The organism is Ectothiorhodospira sp. BSL-9 (genome assembly GCF_001632845.1).
In the GTDB taxonomy this organism is placed as follows: domain Bacteria; phylum Pseudomonadota; class Gammaproteobacteria; order Ectothiorhodospirales; family Ectothiorhodospiraceae; genus Ectothiorhodospira.
In genome coordinates this window covers 3,003,124-3,025,636 of the sequence record NZ_CP011994.1, presented here as the reverse complement: position 1 = coordinate 3,025,636, position 22,513 = coordinate 3,003,124, and the positions used below count along the sequence as shown (strand labels likewise).

Sequence of the window (22,513 nt, the reverse complement as noted above, 5' to 3'; positions counted from 1 at the left end):
GCAGAGGATGTCTCAAGTGAGAAGATCGAGTTTCGTTGGGAATGTTAATCATGTCGCCGCGGCCGGGTTGAGGTATTTTTTGGGAAGGCGAGTATTGCTGGAGATAGACCGGCGAATTATTGCATGATCAGGTGTTATCAATGCTGACGTTTGCGGACAATGCCTGGCACGTCACTTCCAATGCGGCTGTTTTCTTTCTTGGGCTGTGGTTGGTAATTGCTCAATATAATATCTTTCGAGTGCCGCCCCGAATCGCGTTTTTGCTGTATCTCTGGCACACCTTTTTTTGTCTGTTCTACTTTAACTATTCGCTCAACAACCCCGCAGATGCAACATATTATTACCTTATGTCATTGCACTATGAGGCAGAATACGATTATAAGACTGGTGTTGTCTTTTTTACATCGCTTTTGAGTCAAGGTCTGTCTCTGTCGTACGGAGGAGCGTTCTTAGTATTTAATGTCATTGGTTTTATTGGACTGCTGGCATTTTCTTCGGCCATGCTTCATGTGACGAGAGACGTTCCGGTGCGGTTCCGCCGTTTGGCTATCGCTATTATCTTGTTGCCCGGTTTGAGTTTTTGGAGCGTGGCCATTGGTAAAGATGCGCTTGTGTTTATGGGTGCAGGTCTCGCAGTTTGGGCGGCCATGGATATTAGACGTAGATATTTGGCGGTTTTAATAAGTGTATTAATGTTTTTGATGGCTCGGCCACATATGGCTGCAATTTTGTTGTCAAGTTTCGCGTTCGCACTTGTGTTTTCTTCCCGAATTGGTTTTGTAAAGAAATGGATGCTGGTGAGTGTTTTGGTGCCGTTATCGTTTCTTGTCATATCTTTGGGGCTTGAGTTTGTTGGGTTCCACGATACACCGGAGTTTGGGGATGTTGTGGAATATGTTGAGTCACGGCAAGCGGTTAATGTGGGTGGTGGCACGTCGGTTGACATCCAGGGAATGTCTATTCCCGAACGATTGTTTACTTACCTCTTCCGCCCACTTTTCTTTGATGCTAGCGGTGTCTTCGGTCTCGTCGTCAGCCTCGAGAATTTGGTTATCTTGAGTTTGGCGATAGTGGTGATAACGCTCGTAATCAGAGGGCGAAGGTCAAGGCTAGATACGTTTAGTTGGGTGTTTTTTGTTATCTTTGTCTCGGCATCTTGGTTTCTCCTGGCGAACGTGACGGCCAACTTGGGCATAGCTTTGAGGCAGCAATGGATGTTTTTGCCAATGCTGCTGATATTGTTTATGTCTTACCTTGGGCGGCCGTCTCGTGTTCGTCGTTTTAGTGGCAAGCCGAGGTAATGATCATGGACCGACCAAAAGAACCTTGCCGTGTCCTGATTATTGGTAGTCTTTCTCAATCGCTAGTTAATTTTAGGGGTTCTCTGCTGCAGTCTTTGAAACGGGAGGGTCACGAAGTTTTTGCGGCGGCACCTTGGGATGATTCAGCGGCTGATATCGCTGTGCGCTTGGGGAAGTGGGATATCCCATTTCTTCCCGTGTGTTTGTCACGTAGCGGGACGAATCCGGTAAGCGATTGGCATGCGCTTCAGGCTTTGAAACGACTGTTGCGAAAAGTATCGCCAGATGTGCTGATTAGCTATACCGCCAAGCCAGTGATTTATGGGGGTATAGCCGCTGCATCAATCGGTGGAATTCGCTTCTTTCCAATGATTACCGGTCTGGGGTATGCGTTTACTGAAGGGGGAGGGGCCAAGCGAAGGATGCTTCGTGCCGTCGTCCAAGCGCTTTATCGGCGTTCGCTTGCTGGGGCCGAGGCGGTTTTCTTCCAGAATCCAGACGATGAGCGCTTGTTTTGCGATCTGGGGCTGGTTCCCGAGCGGGTGCGCAGTGTGCGCGTTCACGGCTCCGGGGTTGATCTGCAGGCCTTTTCTCCCGTGCCACTGGAGGCTGCTCCGGTGTTTCTGATGCTCTCCCGTTTGGTGACTGACAAGGGGGTGCGGGAGTACGTCGAGGCAGCGCGGCTCGTGAAGGGGCGTTTCCCGGATGCGGTATTTCGTCTGGGAGGCGGGTTGGATCCCAACCCTGCCGGAGTTAAAGCTGCAGAGTTACGCGAGTGGGTTGATTCCGGGGTGGTGGAGTATCTTGGCGATGTGCAGCCGGTGCAGCCAACGCTCGCTGGGTGCCGATGCTATGTCCTGCCATCCTACAGAGAGGGCACGCCACGCTCGGTGCTTGAGGCGCTCGCCACTGGACGCCCGGTCATTACCACCGACGCCCCAGGCTGCCGTGAGACGGTTGTGCACGGGCAAAACGGCTTCCTGGTTCAGCCCCGCGATGCGTATGCGTTGGCAGAGGCTATGATCCGGTTACTTGAGGAACCGGACTCGGAGGTCGAGCGGATGGCCCTGGCGAGTTTAGCGTTGGCGCGGGATAAGTATGATGTCCATAAGGTGAATGCACGGCTGCTTGAGGTCATGGGGTTGTGAGGACATGGAGAAATTTGCCTACCTGATCAAGCATCGTTTCCCATTTTTGTTCTGCGGGATTGGTGCGCTCGCTCGGGCTATAACGAGCTTGCGTTTCCGTCGTGTTCGTAGGCAGGCACTGGCATATGCCCGTATGATCGGGACGGTTGCCGAATCGCCAGCAGAGCTTCGCCCGCTCGAAGATGTTGATGTGGGTTTACTCACGAATTTCATAGCAGGGATGCCGGCCGAGCATCTGCAGTTCTTCCACCCGCACGGTTTCGAGTCGCGTGAGGTAGAGCGGGTTATACGGTCGCGTGCATTTATGAGCTATGGGCTTTTCGTGGACGGGGATTTGCGTGCTTACGGGTTGTTGAAGCTTGCACCGACAGGGTCTGCGTTCATCGGCATGCTGGTCGATCCCAAGCTTCAAGGGCGAGGGCTAGGACGGTTTCTCGTCCATTATCTTTATTGGCAAGCCTCGCTGGCGGGGTTTCGAACTCGCTCGAGCATCAGCGAGCACAACGTGGCGTCCGTGCGAGCCCATAAAGCCGTGGCCGACTATCGGGTTTTGGCGTCGCTTCCAAACGACTACTCGATGATCGAATTTGTGACCAGACAAGTTCAACCACCAGTATTGCAGAACTGAGTTCACGGTGCTCAATCGGCTATCTGCTTTCTTGGATCGTGTTTACCGAGATTTCGGGCCTGTGCTGCTCGGTCGAGCCGGATTGCTGATTTTTTATCCCGTTTGATGAGGTGTGTTTTATGCCCACAGGGCAAGATGATTTCGCGGCCGTGGTGGCCACGGTTCGATCCATGTATGGCGAGGGCTTCATTCCCCTGCACCGGCCGGTGTTTGAGGGCCATGAGCGCCAGTACCTGGTGGAGTGCATCGACTCGAACTTTGTGTCGTCGGTGGGTGCCCGGGTCACGGAGTTCGAGGAACGGGTGGCGGCCTTTACCGGGGCGCGCTTTGCGGTGGCCACGGTGAATGGCACGGCGGCCCTGCACATGGCCTTGCATGTGGCGGGTGTGGGGCCGGGGGATGAGGTGATCACCCAGGCGCTCACCTTTGTGGCCACCTGCAATGCCATCCGCTATGGCGGGGCGCAGCCGGTATTTGTGGATGTGGATCAGGACACCCTGGGCATGGGGCCCCAGGCCTTGCGGCGGTTCCTGGAGACCCATGCCCGGCGCCGGGGCGGGGAGTGTTACAACCGGGTCACGGGGCGTCGGCTGGCGGCCTGTGTGCCCATGCACACTTTCGGGCATCCGTGCCGGATTCGCGAGATCGTGGCCTTGTGTGATGAATATGGCATTGCCGTGGTGGAAGATGCCGCCGAGTCGCTGGGCAGTTGGGTGGGGGAGCGGCACACGGGCACCTTTGGCCGCTTGGGCACGCTCAGCTTCAATGGCAACAAGGTGATCACCACCGGGGGCGGGGGCATGATCATCACGGACGATGAGGCCCTGGCCCATCGCGCCAGGCATGTGACCACCACGGCCAAGCAGCCCCATGCCTATGAGTATGTGCATGATGAGGTGGGGTACAACTACCGCCTGCCCAATCTGAATGCGGCCCTGGGGTGTGCGCAGATGGAGCGGTTGCCGGAGATGCTGGCGGCCAAGCGGGAGGTGGCGCGGGGGTATGCGGCGTTTTGTGAAGGGCGTGACTGGCATTTCGTGAATGAGCCGGAAGGCGCCCGGTCGAACTTCTGGTTCAATGCCTTTGTGCTGGGGTCCATGGATGAGCGGGATGCCTTTCTGGAGTACACCAATGCCCAGGGGGTGATGACGCGCCCGGCATGGCGCTTGATGCACCGCCTGGAGATGTTCAAGGACTGTCAGCACGATGGTCTGGAGCATGCTCGCTGGCTGGAGGAAAGGTTGGTGAATCTGCCTTCCAGTGTGCCGGATGGTGCCCTCCCGCCCGTGGATACCCACACCTCTTAGATTGTTCTGAACGCTGCTTATGCGGTGTTCACGCCGGCTGGCCTGTCTTGGGCCTGTGCGAAGGCCGGCCCTCTCATTCTTTCCCTGACTGTTCACCCCTTGTTTGAAGGAGCATGACCTGATGCAGAAAGTCTGTGTGCAAGGCCTGGGCTTTGTCGGCTCGGCCATGGCCACCGCCGTTGCCCTGGCGCGTGATGAGGAAGGTCGCCCGCGTTATGACGTGCGGGGTGTGGACCTGCCCACCGATGCCGGGCTCAAGCGAGTGGCGGCTCTCAACGAAGGGCGTTTTCCCTTCGAGACGAGCGATCCCAAGCTGAATCCGGCCGTGGCCAGTGCCCATGCCAGCGGTAACCTGCGGGCCACCACGGATGATGCGGTGTATGCGGAGGCGGACATCATTGTGGTGGATGTGCATCTGGATATCCCGTTTCTGGACGATGAGCCGCAGCTGCAGTTCGAGGGGTTTGAGAAGGCGATTCGTACCATTGGTGCGCGCATGCGCCCGGATGCGCTGGTGATTGTGGAAACCACGGTGCCGCCGGGCACCTGCGAGAAGGTGGTGGTGCCCTGTTTGACGGAGGAACTGCAGCGTCGGGGCCTGGACGCTACCGGGTTGCGGGTGGCGCATTCCTATGAGCGGGTGATGCCGGGCAAGGAGTATCTGGATTCGGTGATCAATTTCTGGCGGGTGTATTCCGGGCACACGCCGGAGGCGGCGGATGCCTGCGAGGCTTTTCTGGCCAGCATCATCAATGTGCGGGATTACCCGTTGACCCGGCTTTCGTCCACCACGGCTTCGGAAACGGCCAAGGTGATGGAGAACACGTATCGGGCTGTGAACATCTCCTTTATCTGTGAGTGGACGCGCTACGCGGAGAAGGTGGGTATTGACCTGTTCGAGGTGGTGAAGGCGATCCAGGTGCGGCCCACGCATCAGAATATCCGTTATCCGGGGTTGGGGATTGGGGGATATTGCCTGACCAAGGATCCTACCTTTGCGCCGGCGGCGGCGCGGCAGTTGTTCGGTCATGATCTGGATTTTCCCTTTTCCCGCCTGGCGGTGCGGGCGGCGACGGAGATGCCCCATCACGGGGTGACGCGGCTGGAGGGGCTGCTGGGTGGGTCGGTGAAGGGTCGCCGGATCCTGTTGTGTGGTGTGAGCTATCGCCAGGATGTGGCGGATACCCGTTATTCGCCCTCGGAGACGGTGTATCGGGAGCTGACCGAGCGCGGGGCGGAGGTGGTCTGTCACGATCCCTTTGTGCGCCACTGGGAGGAACTGGATAGGGAGATCCCGGAGGCCCTGCCAGGCACGGCGGGTTTTGATGCCGTGATGTTTGCCATCCCCCACAGTGAGTATCAGGCATTGGACCTGGGGGAGTGGGTGGTGGACAAGGAGCGCACGGTGGTGCTGGATGCCTATATGGTGTTCGATGCCGCCCAGCGGCGTGCCTTCCGTGAGCGTGGCGTGAGAATCGAGAGCATTGGTGTGGGGGATGGACAATGAGTGAGAAGGTTTTGCTGACCGGTGGTGCCGGTTTCATGGGGTTGCACCTGGCCAATCGATTGCTGGCCGAGGGGTTTGAGGTGCACTTGGTGGATAATTTTTCCCGGGCGGTGCGGGATGCGGATCTGGAGCGGGTGCTGGCGCATCCGGCGGTGAGTTTTACCAGTCTGGATTGTCTGGACCGGGAGGCGGTGGCTGGGCTGCCCACGGATTTTGACTATATCTTCCATCTGGCGGCGATCATTGGTGTGGTGCATGTGATGGAACGGCCGTATCACGTGCTGCTGGATAACATGAACATGCTGGGGAATCTGATCGAACTGGCCCGTCGGCAGACGGGGCTGAAGCGTTTTCTGTTCCCGTCCACCAGTGAGGTGTATGCGGGCACGCTGGAGTATTTTGACCTGCCCATTCCCACGCCGGAGGATACGCCGCTGGCGATTACGGAGCTTTCCCGGCCGCGTACGTCTTACATGTTGTCCAAGATTGCGGGCGAGGTGTTGTGCCATGCGTCGGGTGTGCCTTATACGATTTTCCGGCCGCATAACGTGTATGGTCCGCGGATGGGGTCGGTGCATGTGGTGCCGGGTCAGTTGCGCAAGGCTTGGGATGCCGGTGATGGGGATGAGGTGCCGGTGCCTTCGGTGGATCAGACCCGGTGCTTTTGTTATGTGGATGATGCCCTGGAGATGCTGTTGCGCATGATGCGTCTGCCCGAATGCGAGGGGGAGACCCTGAATCTGGGGACGCAGGATCCGGAGGTGACGATTCGTGAGGTGGCGCGGACGTGCCATGAGGTGGTGGGTCGGCAGGTGGTGATTCGTGCGGAACCTCCACCGCCGGGCTCGCCGGAGCGGCGGGGGCCGGATATGAGCAAGACCATTGCTTTGACCGGGTATACCTCGCAGGTGTCGTTGCGGGAGGGGATTGAGAAGACCTTCGCTTGGTATCGGGAGCATGTGTTTGAAAGTGGGGGGGTGACGGCGAACTGAGGTTTTTGTGGGAGGGGGCCTTGTGGGAGGGGCTCTTGTTAGAGGTGGCTTTTGTTAGAGGTGGCTTTTGTGGGGGGGCTCTTGTGAGGGGGGTCTCTTGTGAGGGGGGTCTCTTGTGAGGGGGGTCTCTTGTGAGGGGGGTCTCTTGTGAGGGGGGGCTCTTGTGAGGGGGGCTCTTGTGAGGGGGGCTCTTGTGAGAGGGGCTCTTGAGAGGGGCTCTTGAGAGGGGGGGCTTTTGGGGAGGGGTCTTTTGTGGGAGCGGGCCTCGCCCGCGAAGGCGGTGGGCAACCAGGCATGGCCATGGCGCTGCTGTCGCAGCGCATCGCCGGCAAGGCCAGCTCCCACAGTAGGAGTGCCGGCAAGGCCAGCTCCCACGGGGCTGGTATGAGTTCAGGTGGCAGTCCCTTGTGGCAGGGTGCTCTTGTGGGAGGGGCTTTTTGTGGGAGGGGCTTTTTGTGGGAGCGGGCCTCGCCCGCGAAGGCGGTGGGCACCCAGACATGGCCATGGCGCTGTTGTCTCAGCGCATCGCCGGCAAGGCCAGCTCCCACAATAGGGGTGCCGGCAAGGCCAGCTCCAACAAGGTTTGCTGGGATGGTAAAGGTTGCAGGCGGATGATCAGGTGATGCTCTTGGTGTATGTAATCTGTGCGGGTGTGCTGCTGGCTGCCTGGTATCTGGCCCGGCCGATGCCGTGGTTCTGGCGTCTGGGTTTTCTGGCGGCGATGACTTTGCTGCTGGCGGGAATGACCCTGCCGCCGGAGGTGATCCGTGAGTGGGCAGGGCTGGTGTCCAGTTGGTGGCCCTGGTCTCAGGAGTCGGATCTGGTCACGCAGCAGACCAGTGCATGGGCGCATCTGGTCCTGTTTGCACTGGTGTCGGCCTGGCTGTGCTGGTGGCGGGCGGATCTGGGGGTGTGGGTGTTGCTGGGGCTGTTGGTGGCGTTGTCGTTCGGGACCGAGGGTTTGCAGTTGCTGGTGGACGGGCGTTATGCGTCGTTGACGGATGTGGGCATCAATCTGCTGGGGGCGGGGATCGGGTTTGTGTTGTTGTGGTTCACGCCGCGCAGGACGAGGCCTTTTGTTGGGTGATGGGCTTGCGCGTGAAACCTCGCAAATAGGGGGAAGAGACCTTTCCCTCTTGAGTTGAGGTGGCAGTCCCTTGTGGGAGGGTGCTCTTGTGGGAGGGGCGGCTTTTTGTGGGAGGGGCTTTTTGTGGGAGCGGGCCTCGCCCGCGAAGGCGGTGGGCACCCAGGCATGGCCATGGCGCTGCTGTCGCAGCGCATCGCCGGCAAGGCCAGCTCCCACAGTAGGGGTGCCGGCAAGGCCAGTTCCCACGGGGGTGTGGGCTGGGGGATGATCGCCTTTCGCGTGACACCCGCCATTTCTTGACGGCGCCGCATCCTCCTTGAGGGCGGATGCGCTGTCGCTTTCCTCTTTTTTCAGTGAATCCATGGCTCGCCGGGTGCGAGGGGCCGTGGTGTTTTGTTGTGTCTGCGATTCGGAGTGTGGCCATGCAACGTGTATTCGATGTGCTGTTTTCGGGGTTGGCGCTGGTGGTGCTTTCGCCGTTGTTGATTCCGGTGGTGATCATCCTGAGGTTGACGGGGGAGGGGGAGATCTTCTTTGTGCAGCAGCGGGTGGGGCGTGGGGGTAAGACGTTCGGGTTGCTGAAGTTTGCCACCATGCTCAAGGACAGTCCGAACCTTGGGACCGGGACGATCACTCTGAAGGATGACCCGCGCATCCTGCCCATGGGGAGGTTCTTGCGGGCCACCAAGCTGAACGAGCTGCCGCAGTTGATCAATATTTTCCGGGGGGATATGAGCGTGATCGGGCCGCGGCCGCAGACGTTGCGGTGTTTTGCGGCGTTTCCTGCGTCGTCGCAGCGGGAGATTGTGAAGGTGCCGCCGGGGTTGTCGGGGGTGGGGTCGATCGTGTTCCGGGCGGAGGAGCGGATGATGCACGATGCCGAGAATGCGGATGTCCTGTATGACGAGGTGATCATGCCGTACAAGGGGCAACTGGAGGAGTGGTATGTGCAGCATCGCACGTTGCGGAATTATTTTTTGTTGATCGTGCTGACGGTGTGGGTGGTGGTGTTTCCGCGCAGTGGGGTGTTTTGGCGGGTGTTCCCGGATTTGCCGCCACCGCCGGAGGCGTTGCGGGGGTATTTGCCTGGGAGGTGGGCAGTGGCGGTGGGGACTTAGCATGGGCAGGGCGCTGCTGTCGCAGCGCATCGCCGGCAAGGCCAGCTCCCACGGGTTTGGCGCGGTTTTGGGCCGCATGGGGCCGTCAAGGGTGCGGTGGGGGCCTGCTTGGTGTGTTTCAGGACGGTTCTTGGGCTTCGCCTTCCAGCATGCTCCAGATGTATGTGCGGCCTGTCGCAAGGGAGTACAGACCCTCTGGCGAGTAGTCAAAACCGCATGGCCACGTCAGCGTTGGCCATTCGTCTAGATAGAACTTCTGAAACTCGGTCTTGTCTTTCAATGGCTTCGCTGCCGCGTAACGGTCCAGCAACTGCTCAAAGTCGGCCACGCCTTCCGCACCATCAGAGAACTGCAGCCAGATTTTGAAGTCGTCGATATATTTTGCTTGCTTTACAGTGATCATCACCACCTCTCATACGAGCGGATCAAGCTTATGGAAGTCTTTCGACTCCCACATGCTCATCAGCTCATTGCGATGCAGTTCTCCCCACTCCTGAACCAACCCGCGAACCCGTGCGGGGAGGTGACCCTCAATGATGTTGAGGCTGCGGATACTCATGACAGCTCTGTGTTCATTGTAGCGTACATGGAAATGCGGCGGATTATGCTCATCGAAGTACATGGTGATGATTATCCCCAAGAATCGGCATATTTCAGGCATAAGCATTTTCCAGATATCCCGAGCGAATGATGCTACCACGACGGGTGGTTTTGGTAATAACCCTTGTGGGAGCAGCCAACAGTGGTCGACGCCATGCGGACAAGCTGATCCAGGTGTATGCCCGGGATGGCAGCGAGACCTGGGTGCTGATTCACGTGGAAGTCCAGGGCGAGCCGGAGGAAGGATTTGCCCAGCGGATGTACACTTACCAGTACCGTTTGCGGGATCGCTACGGGGTGGATGTGGTGAGTCTGGCGGTGTTGGCGGACACTCGCGAGAGCTTCCGGCCCTCGGCCTTCCAGTATGAGCGCTGGGGCTGCAAGCTGTCCTTCACGTTCCCGATGGCCAAGTTGATCGATTGGGAAGAGCGCTGGGCGGATCTGGAGGCCAGCGACAACGTCTTTGCCCTGGTGGTGATGGCGCAGATCAAGGCCAAGCGCATCAAGGATGGTGCCACGCGCAAGGAGGTCAAGATCGCCCTGGTCCGGCTGCTGTACGAACGGGGCTATGGCCGCGAGCAGATCGTGCGACTGTTCAAGATCATCGACTGGATGATCCAACTGCCCAGAGAGCTGGAACCGGGGTTTGTGCAGGCGGTCTTTGCCATACAGGAGGAGAAGAAGATGCCTTACGTGAATACCATTGAGCGCGTTGAGCGTGAGAAAGCGCTTCAGCTGGGGCTCCAGCAGGGTCTTGAACAAGGCCTTGAACAAGGCCTTGAACAGGGCCTTGAGCAGGGAGTTGGTCAGGGTCGCCAGCTGGAAGCCCGGCGTATTTTGCATCGGCAGCTGAGCAAGCGCTTTGGGGACTTGCCCGATTGGGTTTCAGAGCAGTTGGAGGCGGCGGATGTCGACCAACTGGAAGCTTGGTCTGATGAGATTCTCTTCGCTGAAAGCCTTGAAACGCTGTTTAGGCACTGATCCTTTTTCCCTTCGTCTCTCCCCCCGATCGGACCAGCAAAAAGGGCAGCCCTGGTGGCTGTCCTTGTCTCGTGATTCTGCATTCTCCTCCCTTTTTGGTATTGCGCGAGCAACAAGCCCCCCATCCCAACGGAAGGCGCCATGCCTCGCCCCGCCGGCAAGGCCAGCTCCCACGGTGCCTGGCATTAGGCAACGTGGAAGACTCAAGCTACCACGGCAAGGTGGACATGACGGTGGACTTCGGTGGCCACATCTACCTGTTCGAATTCAAGGTGTTGGAGCAACTCCCCGAGGGCAGGGCGCTGGAGCAGATCAAGGCCAGGGGCTATGTCGACACCGAGACGTTCGGGTTAAATCAAAGTCACTTGGCTGACGCTTGTGGTGTAACCCGCTCAACGCTTTATGCCTGGCAGGCGGACGCCGAGCCCCGTCGCACTGCATTGCAGCGTATTGCGACACTTCACCGAGCGGCGCTTGATTGGCGCCGGGCGGGTTTTCCGCAGCCTGGACCTGCCTTGCAATTACCTCTGCTCAAGGAGAGCAGTCTGTTGGATCTGCTGAGTGCCGAATCGCTGGATCTCGATGCCATTCATTTTCTTGGTGCGCGCTTGGCACTCCAGAAAGCCGAGGAATCAGCTAGCGCTTTCGGCGACCCATTCCGCTGAGAACGAGGCCGTCATGAGGGATCTCGGTTGGATGATTGGAGAGAAGGGCTGGCTGCAGGGCTCGCTGCCTGCCTACTTCTCCCAGGAGGAGAGGGCCCTCTTGTGGGGCTGACAGGTCCTGAGTGAAAGTGGAAAGGTGTCGAAAGTGAAAAAAGGCCCGGTGGGATATCCCACCGGGCCTTTTTTTCGTGGGGGGCACGCAGTACTTGTCTGTTGTCAAATGGTTCTTATTGGTTGGACTTGTGTGACGAATTACACACTGAGAGGCATGGAGCGTCTCTCGATGTGCGTTACTTCACATTAAAAGTGGATGATCTTAGTTTTTATCAAAAATTATACAACCAATATGAAATAGGTCGGCCAGCGCGGTATCTGTCGACATTGTTAGGTTGGGTTCTCTCCTGGTCTGTGATCCATCTCACGGCGATATATCCATCGCTCCGGGCCCGAACACAGGAACCGACCTATGAATTTGATCGACTCCGCGTATGGCTGGGTGTGGTTTTTACAAACACCCTTCCTTGGTGACTTGCTCACGGGCTTCTCATTGATGACCGTGGCAGTGCTGGTGACCACACTGTGCCTGAGGCTGGCATTGCGCGTCGGAGGCGATTATTTCGGTCTGGTGGATCACCCCGGTGGGCATCGCGCGCACAGGCATCCCACACCGCTGATCGGGGGCATCGCCATCACTGTGTCCATGCTGCTGTGTTGCTTGGTCGCACACGGGTTGTGGGGTGGTCAGGGCCTGCTGGAAGGCCCCCTGCCTGTCGCGCTGATCGCGGCGATGGTGCTGCTCCTGGCCGTTGGGGTGTGGGATGACGCCCGGGCGATCTCGGTGCGCATCCGCTTTGGGGCGCAGGCTCTGGCGGTTGCTGTTTTACTGGGGTCGGGGGTGGCCATCTTCGATATCGGGATCGTCTCCCTGGATGTTCTGCCCTGGAGCTGGCTGGCCCTCGCGGTCGCTTCCCTGATCACACTGGTGGCGGTCGTGGGATGCATCAATGCCTACAACCTGGTGGATGGGATGGATGGGCTTGCGGCCGGTCTGGGCGCGGTGACCCTCGCGGGGCTGCTTTGGCTGGTGATGTGGAGCGGTCAGGCACCCACCGCCATGCTGGTGTTCGCCCAGCTGGGTGCCCTGGTCGGGTTCCTGTGGTTGAACCTGCGCGTGGGCCGCCCGCGTGCACTGGTGTTCCTGGGCGATGCTGGCAGCACCACCCTGGGGCTGTTGCTGGCCTATTGGGTGATTGTGCTGAGCCAGCCCGGGGTGGCACTGTTGCCACCCGAGTCGGCCCTGTGGCTCCTGGGCGTGCCCATCGTGGACACCCTGCGCGTCATGGTCGAACGCTGGGCCCGTGGCGGGTCACCGTTCAAGCCGGGACATGATCATCTGCATCATCTGCTCCAAGGCGCTGGGTTCAGCGTGAACAGGGCGTTGGCGGTCATGCTGCTGGTGCATGGCCTGATGGTGGTGGTTGGCCTGGCGCAAGCCCAGCTGCACTTTCCGCCGGAAATCATGGTGCTGGGTTGGGCCCTCCTGCTGCCTGTCTCCATGCTGGGCGCCCGGAGGCTTCGACAGGTGGCCATGACATCCTCCGGCACCCTCCCTGCAGCTACGCTGGCGTTGGCCCAGCAGGGGCGCTCCGGTCACCGATAACACCCCCATGCCCCGCGGATAGACCCCCATCACACCGGGGTTCAGACAGCCGCATTGTGCCCTCTTGCTATGGAGTGCCGTGTGCCCGTGCCTGTAGAATACCTCCAGAATGGTTCTTTTCCGTGTGGGCGGTATCTGCCCATGGGCTTATAGTCTCTGAGGTGAAGGCGCTTTGGCGCTGTGTGTTTACCTTAGATGATGAGGGGGAAAGTCCATGGAAATCGGGTATATGTTGGCTGCCATGGGTGGTCTGGTCGTGGGTTGCTCCGTGGGTTTTGTGTTCGCTGCCATGCTGCATGTGGGCGAGCCGTCCTGACCTGAGGGTTATCCCCGGGGTTCTCTTGCAGTATGACCCGGGCCAGCGAAGCTCGAGCAACAGGTCCAGGATGCGGGGTGAGTGGTACGGATGTTCAAGTTAGGGGTGGAGGCTCCCTCCTGGCAGCGCTGGGTGATATGCCTGGGTGTGGGTGCGGCAGCGCTGCTGGTCAACAGCCTGACGGCGGAGCTGCTCTACCTGCCCGTGGGCGATCTCCATCTGCATCTGCTACCCGGCCTCTCGGTGGGGCTTTTGCTGTTCGTTCTGTTCGGTCTGCCCCATGCCGTTGTGGGGCTGACCCTGGCCAGCCTGCCCACCCTTTGGCTCTGGAACACCTGGCTGGCCCCGCCCATTCTGTTGCTGGAACTGCTGTGCGTGGCGTGGCTTGTCTCGCGGCGACGGGTGGAGCTGCCCCTGGCGGTGTTCGCTTTCTGGGCCTTGCTGGGCGTGCCGCTGTGGTGGTTGCTTGTTCAGGCTGATCCAAGACTGGACCTGATCACGGCCGCAGTGGTGCTGTTCAAGCAGGCCCTTGGCGGGGTGCTCTTTGCATCGGCGGTCGGTCTGGTTGTGCTGATGTTGGTGAGCAATCGCTCTGCCATCCGCTCTGCGCTCACGCCGCGTATCTACGGTTTCCGTGCCGTCCTTCTCAACGGCTTGGTGCTGGCCACGCTGCTCCCTCCCTTGCTCTTCCTCACCATGCACCTTCATCTCAATCCGCTACCGGATCTTGCCCAATGGCCGGCTGCGCGGTTGATGCCTTATCTGGTTGCGGCGTTGGCCCTGTTGGCAGTCAGCCTGCTCCTGTCCTTTGCCGCGAGTGCCCTTTTCAGTCGCCCTTTGAGGGAGACGGCCGAGGCGGCCCTGAAGAACCGTGAGTCTTTTGACATGCCCAGGATTCCTGGCCGCGTGATAGAGCCAGACGCCCTCAATCTGGCGCTGGTCAGTCTGAGTCACAAACTGAAGGTGGAGCGGGAGCAGTTGGAGCGTCAGACGCAGCGACTGGAGCGTCTGGTGTATCGATCTCCCATCGCCATCTGGTGCGGTCAGTTGCTGAGTGATGGCGGCATCCAGACCACCTTCACCAACGGTGCGGTGGAGCAGATCACCGGTATGAAGAGCATTCCCTCATCGGAGGCGCTGCTGGACCGTTTGCACGACCTGGATGCACAGAGGTTGTCTTCCATGATGGTGACTCTGGCCCAGCGTGGGCATGTGAGCATGGAACTGCGCTTGCTCGACTCCCCGGAGCGTCATCGATGGATTTACATGAGCATGACGCTGCTCGAGGCGCGCGAGGACGAAACGCCGGAGGTGGTGGCACTGATGATGGATATCAGTGAGAGCAAGTATAGCCAGACGCAATTGGTGCAAGCGGCCAAGATGGCCACCCTCGGCGAGATGACCACCGGTGTGGCGCATGAATTGAACCAGCCCCTGCAGGTGATCCAGTTGGCGGCGGATAATGCCCATGAGGCCCTGGAAGAGGAAGGAGGGACTCCAGAGACCGTCGAGTACGTCAAGGCCCGCCTGCGGCGAGTCACCGATCAGGCGCGCCGAGCCGCCGACATCATCGACCACATGCGCGTGTTTGGCCGGCGTGCGGAAGAGGACGATCATGCCGTCACGCTCTCGGAAGTGGTGGATGGTGTGCTGTCCCTCATGGGCCAGCAGTTGGCGGTGAGCGGTGTTCAGGTGGAGGTGGAGCACGCTTCGCCACCTGCCGTGGTGTTTGGTCGACTGCAGCCCCTGGAGCAGGTATTACTGAACTGTGTAAGCAACGCCCGCGACGCGCTGCGCACTCAGGTGTCCCGGGCCGACAGCGAAGGGGACCCGGATTACCGTGCGTGTTTGCGGATTCGTACCTTTGTGCGAGTGGAAAAGGGTGTTCGACAGGCGGTGATGCAGGTGTCCGATAATGGCGGGGGCATCCCTCGACATGCGATGGAGCATCTCTTCGAGCCATTTTTCACCACCAAGCCGGTGGGGCAGGGCACCGGCCTGGGTTTATCCATCAGTTACGGCATCATGCGTGACATGGGGGGACGGATCGACTGCTGGAACGAGGCAGGCGGTGCGGTGTTTTCCTTTGTGATGCCAGCCGTTGAGGTACAGGCACATGCCGTCGATATGGCTTGACCGTACGGGCAGCCTGGAAGGGCTGGCCGCCACCCTGGAGAGGGCCAGCCGGGCGCCCGGGGTGCGCGGCTTGATGATCCTCTCCTGCGTTGAGGATCATGTGGACATTCCCGGCCTGGATGCACTGCTCACCCGGCAGACGTTGCCGCTGTTTGGCGGCCTGTTCCCGAAACTGATCGCCGATGGTGAACTGCTCTCCAAGGGGGCCATTGTCGTCGGCCTACCGGTGGCACCCATGATCAACACGATGACCGGGTTGAGCCAGCCCGTGACCCGTATGGATACGCTGTCGGCGGAGCTGGCATGTGATGCGCAGGGTCCCGGCAAATGTACCCTGATCACCTTTGTGGACGCCTTTTCCACCCGCATCGCGGATCTGGTGTCGGCACTGTTCGACCAGGTGGGGCTGGATTGCAATTACCTGGGCGCTGGCGCCGGGGCGCTGGACGGTTCGGGGCGTGCCTGCATCCTGACGTCAGGCGGGGTGGTTCAGGATGCCGCCGTAGTGGCCCGGCTGAGCATGCCTGCGGGAATCGGTGTGGCCCATGGCTGGTTGCCCGTATCGGAACCGGTGAAGGTGTCCCGGGCCGAGCAGAATCGATTACTGAGCCTGAACAGCCGCCCGGCGTTCGAGGTGTATGCCGAGTTGATTGAGGCCCATTCGGGGCTGCGCATCACGAAGGAAAACTTCGTCGAGATGGCGCGCGCCTATCCCCTGGGCATGTGTCGATTGCGTGGCGAGCGGGTGGTGCGTGACCCGTTGTCGGTGGATGCACTGGGTGCGCTGACCTGCGTGGCGGATGTGCCCGAGGGGATGTTCGTCGAGTTGTTGCACGGTGTGCCGGGGGATCTGGTCAAGGCAGCGGATTGGGCAGTATCGCAGGCTCAGGCGGGCTATCCTGGCCCCATGCCGCCGGACTTTGGGGTGGTGTGCGACTGCATTTCCAGGGCCCTGTTCATGGACGAAGGATTCGCCGCGGAATTGCGTGTACTGACCCGGGACTATCCGCTGGTGGGGATGTTGTCGGTGGGAGAAATCGCCAACTGTGGTCTGGAGTGCCTGGAGTTCTACAACAAGTCGGTCGTCATGGGTCTGTTCGCTGGGGCCGAGGCAGGGGCTGTGCCGTGAACCTGGCCGTTGAAACCCAGGTGCTGCTGCAGATCTCCCTGTCGGTGGGTCGCAGCCTGGACCTGGATTCCATGCTGGGAGAAGCGCTCTCCAGCATGGTGCGGATGACCAATAGTCTGGGGGCAGTGGTGATCCACCGCGAGCAGGATGAGCCCGACCAACCCTGGTCGATAGCCCGCTCGGTGCCGATGCGCATGATGCGCGATGGACTGCTGGCCGGCTTTCTGGTGGCGCATCCGCCGCGCTTGCTGTGGCAGCACCTGGAACAACCGGGTGGCGACGGCATGGCGGTGTTTACCCGAGGCAAGTACTCTTTTCACGTGTTCAAGTTGCCCGGTTACGGGCTGCTGGTGCTGCTCGTGGCCGGGGAGCCGCTTTCTGGTTCCTTTTGTGAGTCATTCCGCGCCGTGGCCGACAAGCTGGCGCAATCCTGCCAGGCCTGCGTGCAAAACCAGGAGCTGGAGCGGTGGGGGCATTTCGAACGGCTGCTGACGCATTTTTCGCTGCGCTTCATGAATGCCCGGGAATCCCAGCTGGATCCGTTGATCACCGAGGGACTGGAGAGGATTGGCCGCCTGGTGAGGGCGGATCGGGCGTTTTTGTTCACCTATGATCTGGAGGCCTACACCGCCAGCAATACCCACGAATGGTGCGCCGAAGGGGTCACCAGCGAGATGGACAACCTGCAGCAAACGCCATTGCAGGGGCTGGAGGCCTGGGTAGAGGCTCATAGTGCCGGTGAGGTCTACAACGTGCCGGATGTGCAGGCCTTGAGTGAGGATGACCCACTGCGCCAGATACTGGGCCCCCAGGGCATCAAGAGCAACATCACCATTCCCATCATGGGAGATGAGCAATGCCAGGGGTTCGTGGGTTTCGATGCCGTCCGGGCGCACCGTGGGTGGGGTAGCGTGGATGTTGCCATCCTGCGCACCATGGCGGACATGTTTGCCAATGCCGAGATTCGTCGGCGCCAGCAGCGGCAGATTCGCCGCGCCCAGCGGGCGTTGATCCACTCCCGCGACCAGGCCAAGGAGCTGGCCATGAAGGCCAGTACCGCCAGCGAGGCTAAATCCCGCTTTCTGGCCACGGTCAGCCACGAGATTCGTACCCCCATCACCGCCATGATGGGCGTGGCCGAAATGCTGCTGGACTCGCCGCTCGACCCGCATCAGCAACGCCATGCCCGATCGCTGCTCAAATCCGGGGAGGCCTTGCGCGGGATCATCAATGATATTCTGGATTTCAGCGAGATCGAGGCCGGTCGGGTGCGCATCCATCCTGAGCCGGCAGCGCTGCACCGCCTGGTGCGGGATAGCCTGCAATTATTGGAGCCCTCGGCACGAGACCGGGGGAACACCTTGTCAGTGGTCCTGGCGGATGATCTGCCCGCGGGTGTGATGGTGGACCCGCTCAGGGTGCGCCAGATGTTATGGAACCTGGTGGGCAATGCCATCAAGTTCACCGAGGGTGGGCGGATTACCGTGCGTGTGAGCCGGGAGCGCCCTGCCTCCCGATCGCTGGAGTCAGGCAGGCTCCCGCTGCGGTTCCAGGTGAGCGACACCGGGATCGGCATGGATGAAGCAGTGAAGGAACGGCTGTTTGAGCCGTTCTTTCAGGCCCCCAACGTGGGTATGGCCCGTGCGGGAGGAACGGGTCTGGGTTTGCCGATCGTGCAGAGCCTGGTGCGCACCATGGGCGGCGACATGGGCGTGGAGAGTGAACCGGGCATGGGCACGCGGGTATGGTTTCGATTGTGGTTACCGCCCGCCGATCTTGAAGACGGAGACGCCACCGGAAGCTTCAATGCCTTGCCACCACTGCTGCTCAAGGAAGCAGCGAGCGGGAGGTCGTCGCTGGAAAAGGGCTCTGCTGGTACTGCGCAGCGTGCACCGCGGATCCTGGTGGTGGAGGATAACGATGACGTGCGCGAGTTGCTGGGGGAAACCCTGGAGCGGCTGGGCTGCCGGGTGGAGCTGCTCTGTGACGGTGCCGAGGCAGTGGCATACTGCGAACAGCCGGGACTGGCGGATATCGACCTGGTGCTGATGGATTGCCAGATGCCCGTGATGGATGGCATTCGGGCCACCCAGAAAATACGCCTTCATGATGAAAGGAACCGCCAGGTTCCAATCATCGCCCTGACGGCGGCCCTGACCAAGGATCAACGCCAGGCTTACCTCGATGCGGGCATGGACGACTGGCTCCCCAAGCCTTACACCCGCAAGGAACTCTCCAGCATGTTGACAAAATGGCTGCCTGCTCCCCCGGCGCCGGGGAAGCATGTTCGATCCGGCTAGAAATCCGTGATCCATGCCCGTTGGGCGCAGGCGTTTCCATTCATTAGATCCATGATGGTTCCATTTCCTGAGCGGTTGTCCAGGGGGAGTGGTCTAATAAATAGAGCGTGATCACTACCCCCGAGAGCCACCATGCCAACATCCAGACACCCCATCCTGACCGAGGAAGAGCTTGACTTCCTGGGCTGCATGCCGGAAGAAAGCCCGCCCAAGGCCGACTGTTTGTCTTCCGCGGCGTCCCAGCTTGATCGCTGGGCATTGATTGTTGAGGATGACCCACTGATCCGAAGTGAGCTGGCCTCCGCCATATCCCGGCAGGGCATTCTCTGCTGGCACGCCTGCCAACTTGGGGAGGTGCGTCGTCGCATGGACGATGAGACGCCTCCCTCCATTGTGTTTCTCGACCTGCGTTTGCCCGATGGCAACGGCATGGAATTGCTCAAGGACAGCAGATTCCAGCGCTGGAAGCAATTCCACGGTGTGCAGGTGGTGGTCATCACCGGGCACGGTACGGTGGCGTTGGCCGAGGAGGCCGTGGGGCAGGGTGCCCTGGCGTTTTTGAACAAGCCTGTATCCCTGCGCAAAATCAAGGCCGTGACTCGCGAGGGATTGAGCCGGCGGGATGCCGAATTGGGTGTGGAGCTGGGGAAGGATGCCTGTTCGTGACGTCGAAGGTCCACAGTTTCCGTGAGCAGGTCGTTGAGCACAGCACTCAGGCGTTGCCGCTGGGCGCGCGCGCCAGCGATGAACTCTGCGTGCTGGTGGTGGACGATGAAGTGGCAATCTGCCAGGAGGTCAACGACTACCTGAAGCGCCTGGGGATCCGGAGCGTGGCCTGCGATTGCGTGGCCACGGCGCTGGATGTGCTCAAGGAGGGGTTTGAGCCGGATTGTCTTCTGGTGGACATCATGTTGGCCGGAAATGATGGCTTTGCGTTGATTGATGAGGCGCGTCAATGGTTTATGGGCACGCACAAGGTGCCGCCAGGCGTTGTTGCCATGACCGGTGGCGCGGACGAGCACTTCGTGCAACGCCTGTTTCGGCGTAAGGTGGATGACTTTCTACTCAAGCCCGTATCCATGCCCGAAGTGCGTGATGCGGTCTTGCGCAGTTGCGGGCTGACCCGTTTACGACGCCGATTCGTCATGGAATGCACCCCGGATGACGATGAGCGCAGCCAACCCTTGAGCGCAGACGATGTCAGGCGACTGCTATACGGCCTCATTCCCGAGGGCAATATCAATGAGATGTTGGCCTGCCTGAAGGAGGATCGCATCCTGCCCCCGTTGATGCTGTAGTGGGGGTGGGACTGGATCACGCTTTCATGTCTGGCATGTCTGGATGGACCAGCCAGGTTTGATAGGCTTCTGGCGTGCCATCCACGTGGGTCGGCAACATGAATTCCGAGAAGACATCGTGCACAAGTTCCAGGCCCGTCTTCTTTTCCAGGGCAGAAAGGGCCTGGCGAGGTTGGCCGGCACCCAGCGCATGGCGCTGGGATCTGTCGATGCCCTGTAAACGCCTGCCATGCCAGAAACGCCCGCTGCGATAAACGATCCAGCGTTCACGAATGTTGTCCACATCCGCCAGATCCCTGACCGGATACTCTGCCTCTGCCGCCAGGAAGCCTCCCCGCAGGCCGCCGGCGTGTGAGGGCAGGATGAGGGTGGCGCGTTCCAGGCGATGCGGTTCACGCAATATCCTCTCCATGGTCAAATACTCGGGCGCGGACTCGGGGGGAATCAACAGGGCCTGCTCGTGTGGACACTGGCGCGCGTGGTTCCTGAGAAAACGGTGTACGTTCGCCTGTGTGGTTTGCAAGCGCTCACGGGGCTGAACCGGGAAGGTGTTCAACCAGCTTGAAACATCCTGGATCAATGGCAGGCTGGTGCGCCAGAGTACGGTGGTCATGGGCTGGCGCGTCACACCGGTGCGCTGGCCGATGGCCTCGTCCTCGGGGCAGGCAAGCTGGATCACCACCCCCTCCCGGGTCTGGGCAGAGCGGTTCACGCGGGAGGCACGCCATGCCTGCTGGCCTTCACTGGCGTGATCGAAGATGCCCACATCCGCATCGATATCACCCACCCAGCGGTAATCGTCCGTACACAGCAAGTAGACGGTTTCTGGGGTCAGCCCGCGGGCTCCCATGAAGAATTCCTGAGCCTGGAACGACTCGAAGGTCTCGCTGCATTCAGCAGCGCGTTGTTCGCTGCCCACGCGCAGCACCCGGCCCGGCGAGAGACTGGCTGAGAGGCCCTTGTGAATCGCCTCCGCCTTGGCGGGATCGGTGGTGCATATCAGCACCCATTTGCGCTGGGATTCGAACTGTAATGCCCAACCCAGCATGGTGCGCACGCAGTTGTCGTCGTGGGTGGGATCCACCACGATGCTGCGACTGGGGTGAAGCCTTCGGGACAGACGATGGTCCGAATGATCCGACTTGTCCAGGGCAAGCACCGCATCGTCTGCCCCTGGTTCAGCGCGAGCCTTTCCAGAGGCGCGGGTGAGGTAGCCCTGGGGCCAGAAACACAGTGAGCCATCCTGGGGCACCCCGATCTGCCGGGCAATCGTCTGCAGGACATGGACCGGCGCCGGCGCGGCCAGATGAATCGGCGGCGCATCGACCAAGGTGATGGTGGGGCCGTTCCTGGAGGTTTTGCCGGCCAGGGGTTGGCCGTCTTCCAGTAACTTTAGCGGGGTGTTGCAATTCTCCTGGCACAGCGACTGCAAACCCTTGAGTACCGGGGTGAGGGGGTTGTTGCAACCAAAGGCCAGGTTGGCCGTGACCAGGGCATTGAGCGTTGACCTGGCCACCTGCCAGTCGGTGTCGGATTGGGGCAGTGTGTGACGCAGGATGAACAGGTGGTGACCAGGTCCGCTTTTGTGAACCAGTGCCGCGAAACTGACGGCGAGCAACCAGATAGCGGGCACGGCACTCTTCCCGCAGCCTGATGGGATGGCCACATGAGTGGGGGCGCGGCCCTCAACGAGTTGTTCGAAGAGGCGGAACTGCCACGGATAGGGGGCTTCACCCAGCAGCGCGCGAAAGGCGCCATAAAAGAATTCGTCCGCAGCCGGGTGATCCGACGCGTGTACACAGGGGTTGAGCGCCAGTGCGTCCAAGGTCTGATCTCCGGTTCAGGTCAGCGTCGTCATGACTGTGATGAGAATGACCAGCAGCGCGGCCGATAGGGTGGTGACCAAGGCCACCACACAGAGGGTCACCAGTGCTGGCAACGTTTCTGAAAGGTGCTGCATGGCCGCCTGATCACCCGAATAGGGCACTTTGGCGATATAGCCCACCATGACGGGCTGGCTGCCATCGTGGACTGATGAAGGCGCCATCTCGCTGACCTCGCGATAGACCTCTATGGAGCGCGGGACTCCGTTGTCCATGACACACCTCCCCTGTTCACCATGAGTCGAATCGTTCACTCTCCGCCTATAAGGTGCCGTTTTGGCTGGAGAAAAAAAACGTGAAATGGTTCCGTTTCGGACGGGGTACGCGCGGGCGTGGGGATTAAAGGCATGCCGATTTTCACCTGGCTTGCCACTTCGATGGGGTGAACCTCAAGTTTCAGACAAAAGGTTCGAATTTGGAGTGAATGCCCCGGTTTCGCCTATGAACGCCCATCTCA

General features: G+C 60.1%; 20 protein-coding genes and 1 pseudogene. 17 read left to right on the top strand and 4 right to left on the bottom strand.

Annotated elements, in window-relative coordinates; translation table 11 throughout:
* Positions 1-140 precede the first annotated feature (140 nt).
* The 9 genes from ECTOBSL9_RS13920 (at position 141) to ECTOBSL9_RS13885 (ending at position 9,088) form a co-directional block, all read left to right on the top strand.
* On the top strand, positions 141-1,301 hold the full coding sequence (locus ECTOBSL9_RS13920) for a hypothetical protein (RefSeq protein WP_082829957.1): 1,161 nt from the start codon (positions 141-143) through the stop codon (positions 1,299-1,301).
* A 5-nt stretch (positions 1,302-1,306) separates the two neighbouring features.
* On the top strand, positions 1,307-2,449 hold the full coding sequence (locus ECTOBSL9_RS13915; protein ID WP_063465551.1) for a glycosyltransferase family 4 protein: 1,143 nt from the start codon (positions 1,307-1,309) through the stop codon (positions 2,447-2,449).
* Between the two features lie 4 nt (positions 2,450-2,453).
* Positions 2,454-3,077, top strand: coding sequence for a GNAT family N-acetyltransferase (locus ECTOBSL9_RS13910; RefSeq protein WP_063465550.1), 624 nt, complete (start codon positions 2,454-2,456; stop codon positions 3,075-3,077).
* Positions 3,078-3,196: 119 nt separating this feature from the next.
* A complete protein-coding gene (locus ECTOBSL9_RS13905; RefSeq protein WP_082829956.1) occupies positions 3,197-4,384 on the top strand; it encodes a LegC family aminotransferase in 1,188 nt (395 codons plus the stop codon).
* A gap of 121 nt (positions 4,385-4,505) precedes the next feature.
* Positions 4,506-5,891, top strand: a complete 1,386-nt coding sequence (locus tag ECTOBSL9_RS13900) for a nucleotide sugar dehydrogenase (protein ID WP_063465548.1) — start codon at positions 4,506-4,508, stop codon at positions 5,889-5,891.
* Positions 5,888-6,883 carry an NAD(P)-dependent oxidoreductase gene (locus ECTOBSL9_RS13895; protein WP_063465547.1) on the top strand — a complete coding sequence of 332 codons (996 nt, stop codon included), beginning with the start codon at positions 5,888-5,890 and terminating at the stop codon, positions 6,881-6,883. The genes ECTOBSL9_RS13900 and ECTOBSL9_RS13895 overlap by 4 nt, the downstream gene beginning before the upstream one ends.
* A 622-nt stretch (positions 6,884-7,505) precedes the next feature.
* A complete protein-coding gene (locus ECTOBSL9_RS13890) occupies positions 7,506-7,970 on the top strand; it encodes a VanZ family protein (RefSeq protein ID WP_156500144.1) in 465 nt (154 codons plus the stop codon).
* Between the two features lie 123 nt (positions 7,971-8,093).
* Positions 8,094-8,270 (top strand): hypothetical protein, encoded by a 177-nt coding sequence (locus ECTOBSL9_RS17070; protein WP_156500143.1) that lies wholly within the window; start codon positions 8,094-8,096, stop codon positions 8,268-8,270.
* A gap of 26 nt (positions 8,271-8,296) precedes the next feature.
* Positions 8,297-9,088, top strand: coding sequence for a sugar transferase (locus ECTOBSL9_RS13885; RefSeq protein WP_240480995.1), 792 nt, complete (start codon positions 8,297-8,299; stop codon positions 9,086-9,088).
* 118 nt (positions 9,089-9,206) lie between these two features.
* Here the strand turns inward: ECTOBSL9_RS13885 and ECTOBSL9_RS13880 are convergent, their stop codons facing one another.
* The gene (locus ECTOBSL9_RS13880) at positions 9,207-9,491 is read right to left on the bottom strand and encodes a DUF2442 domain-containing protein (protein WP_063465544.1); all 285 of its coding nucleotides are present in this window, start codon (positions 9,489-9,491) and stop codon (positions 9,207-9,209) included.
* A 9-nt stretch (positions 9,492-9,500) separates the two neighbouring features.
* Complete coding sequence (locus tag ECTOBSL9_RS13875; RefSeq protein WP_240480994.1) at positions 9,501-9,710, bottom strand: DUF4160 domain-containing protein; 210 nt, start codon at positions 9,708-9,710, stop codon at positions 9,501-9,503.
* A gap of 104 nt (positions 9,711-9,814) precedes the next feature.
* Here ECTOBSL9_RS13875 and ECTOBSL9_RS13870 point away from each other — a divergent pair, with 104 nt between their 5' ends.
* The 8 genes and pseudogenes from ECTOBSL9_RS13870 to ECTOBSL9_RS13835 all read left to right on the top strand — a co-directional run bounded on the left by ECTOBSL9_RS13870 (position 9,815) and on the right by ECTOBSL9_RS13835 (position 20,173).
* The gene (locus ECTOBSL9_RS13870; protein WP_063465542.1) at positions 9,815-10,669 is read left to right on the top strand and encodes a DUF4351 domain-containing protein; all 855 of its coding nucleotides are present in this window, start codon (positions 9,815-9,817) and stop codon (positions 10,667-10,669) included.
* A gap of 194 nt (positions 10,670-10,863) precedes the next feature.
* Positions 10,864-11,004 (top strand): annotated as a pseudogene (locus tag ECTOBSL9_RS17880) (PD-(D/E)XK nuclease domain-containing protein); the annotation flags it as partial.
* A gap of 796 nt (positions 11,005-11,800) precedes the next feature.
* Positions 11,801-12,994: a glycosyltransferase family 4 protein gene (locus tag ECTOBSL9_RS13860; RefSeq protein WP_063465540.1), complete on the top strand. Its 1,194-nt coding sequence runs from the start codon at positions 11,801-11,803 to the stop codon at positions 12,992-12,994.
* 406 nt (positions 12,995-13,400) lie between these two features.
* On the top strand, positions 13,401-15,446 hold the full coding sequence (locus tag ECTOBSL9_RS13855; protein ID WP_063465539.1) for a sensor histidine kinase: 2,046 nt from the start codon (positions 13,401-13,403) through the stop codon (positions 15,444-15,446).
* Positions 15,427-16,575 (top strand): FIST signal transduction protein, encoded by a 1,149-nt coding sequence (locus ECTOBSL9_RS13850; RefSeq protein ID WP_063465538.1) that lies wholly within the window; start codon positions 15,427-15,429, stop codon positions 16,573-16,575. Before ECTOBSL9_RS13855 ends, ECTOBSL9_RS13850 begins: the two co-directional genes overlap by 20 nt.
* Positions 16,572-18,875 carry a GAF domain-containing hybrid sensor histidine kinase/response regulator gene (locus ECTOBSL9_RS13845; protein ID WP_063465537.1) on the top strand — a complete coding sequence of 768 codons (2,304 nt, stop codon included), beginning with the start codon at positions 16,572-16,574 and terminating at the stop codon, positions 18,873-18,875. Before ECTOBSL9_RS13850 ends, ECTOBSL9_RS13845 begins: the two co-directional genes overlap by 4 nt.
* 132 nt (positions 18,876-19,007) lie before the next feature.
* Positions 19,008-19,541: a response regulator gene (locus ECTOBSL9_RS13840; protein WP_063465536.1), complete on the top strand. Its 534-nt coding sequence runs from the start codon at positions 19,008-19,010 to the stop codon at positions 19,539-19,541.
* Positions 19,538-20,173 carry a response regulator gene (locus ECTOBSL9_RS13835; protein WP_063465535.1) on the top strand — a complete coding sequence of 212 codons (636 nt, stop codon included), beginning with the start codon at positions 19,538-19,540 and terminating at the stop codon, positions 20,171-20,173. The genes ECTOBSL9_RS13840 and ECTOBSL9_RS13835 overlap by 4 nt, the downstream gene beginning before the upstream one ends.
* A 16-nt stretch (positions 20,174-20,189) precedes the next feature.
* On the opposite strand, the gene ECTOBSL9_RS13830 is transcribed toward ECTOBSL9_RS13835, so the two are convergent.
* Entirely contained in the window at positions 20,190-21,998 is a 1,809-nt protein-coding gene (locus ECTOBSL9_RS13830; RefSeq protein ID WP_063465534.1) for a hypothetical protein, read from the bottom strand.
* Positions 21,999-22,013: 15 nt separating this feature from the next.
* A complete protein-coding gene (locus ECTOBSL9_RS13825; RefSeq protein ID WP_063465533.1) occupies positions 22,014-22,271 on the bottom strand; it encodes a hypothetical protein in 258 nt (85 codons plus the stop codon).
* Between the last annotated feature and the right edge of the window lie 242 nt (positions 22,272-22,513).

Coding starts and splice junctions, on each gene's coding strand:
- ECTOBSL9_RS13920 (WP_082829957.1), top strand. CDS start 141: ATGCTGACGTTTGCGGACAATGCCTGGCACGTCACTTCCAATGCGGCT.
- ECTOBSL9_RS13915 (WP_063465551.1), top strand. CDS start 1,307: ATGGACCGACCAAAAGAACCTTGCCGTGTCCTGATTATTGGTAGTCTT.
- ECTOBSL9_RS13910 (WP_063465550.1), top strand. CDS start 2,454: ATGGAGAAATTTGCCTACCTGATCAAGCATCGTTTCCCATTTTTGTTC.
- ECTOBSL9_RS13905 (WP_082829956.1), top strand. CDS start 3,197: ATGCCCACAGGGCAAGATGATTTCGCGGCCGTGGTGGCCACGGTTCGA.
- ECTOBSL9_RS13900 (WP_063465548.1), top strand. CDS start 4,506: ATGCAGAAAGTCTGTGTGCAAGGCCTGGGCTTTGTCGGCTCGGCCATG.
- ECTOBSL9_RS13895 (WP_063465547.1), top strand. CDS start 5,888: ATGAGTGAGAAGGTTTTGCTGACCGGTGGTGCCGGTTTCATGGGGTTG.
- ECTOBSL9_RS13890 (WP_156500144.1), top strand. CDS start 7,506: ATGCTCTTGGTGTATGTAATCTGTGCGGGTGTGCTGCTGGCTGCCTGG.
- ECTOBSL9_RS13885 (WP_240480995.1), top strand. CDS start 8,297: ATGCGCTGTCGCTTTCCTCTTTTTTCAGTGAATCCATGGCTCGCCGGG.
- ECTOBSL9_RS13880 (WP_063465544.1), bottom strand. CDS start 9,491: ATGATCACTGTAAAGCAAGCAAAATATATCGACGACTTCAAAATCTGG.
- ECTOBSL9_RS13875 (WP_240480994.1), bottom strand. CDS start 9,710: ATGTACTTCGATGAGCATAATCCGCCGCATTTCCATGTACGCTACAAT.
- ECTOBSL9_RS13860 (WP_063465540.1), top strand. CDS start 11,801: ATGAATTTGATCGACTCCGCGTATGGCTGGGTGTGGTTTTTACAAACA.
- ECTOBSL9_RS13855 (WP_063465539.1), top strand. CDS start 13,401: ATGTTCAAGTTAGGGGTGGAGGCTCCCTCCTGGCAGCGCTGGGTGATA.
- ECTOBSL9_RS13850 (WP_063465538.1), top strand. CDS start 15,427: ATGCCGTCGATATGGCTTGACCGTACGGGCAGCCTGGAAGGGCTGGCC.
- ECTOBSL9_RS13840 (WP_063465536.1), top strand. CDS start 19,008: ATGCCAACATCCAGACACCCCATCCTGACCGAGGAAGAGCTTGACTTC.
- ECTOBSL9_RS13825 (WP_063465533.1), bottom strand. CDS start 22,271: ATGGACAACGGAGTCCCGCGCTCCATAGAGGTCTATCGCGAGGTCAGC.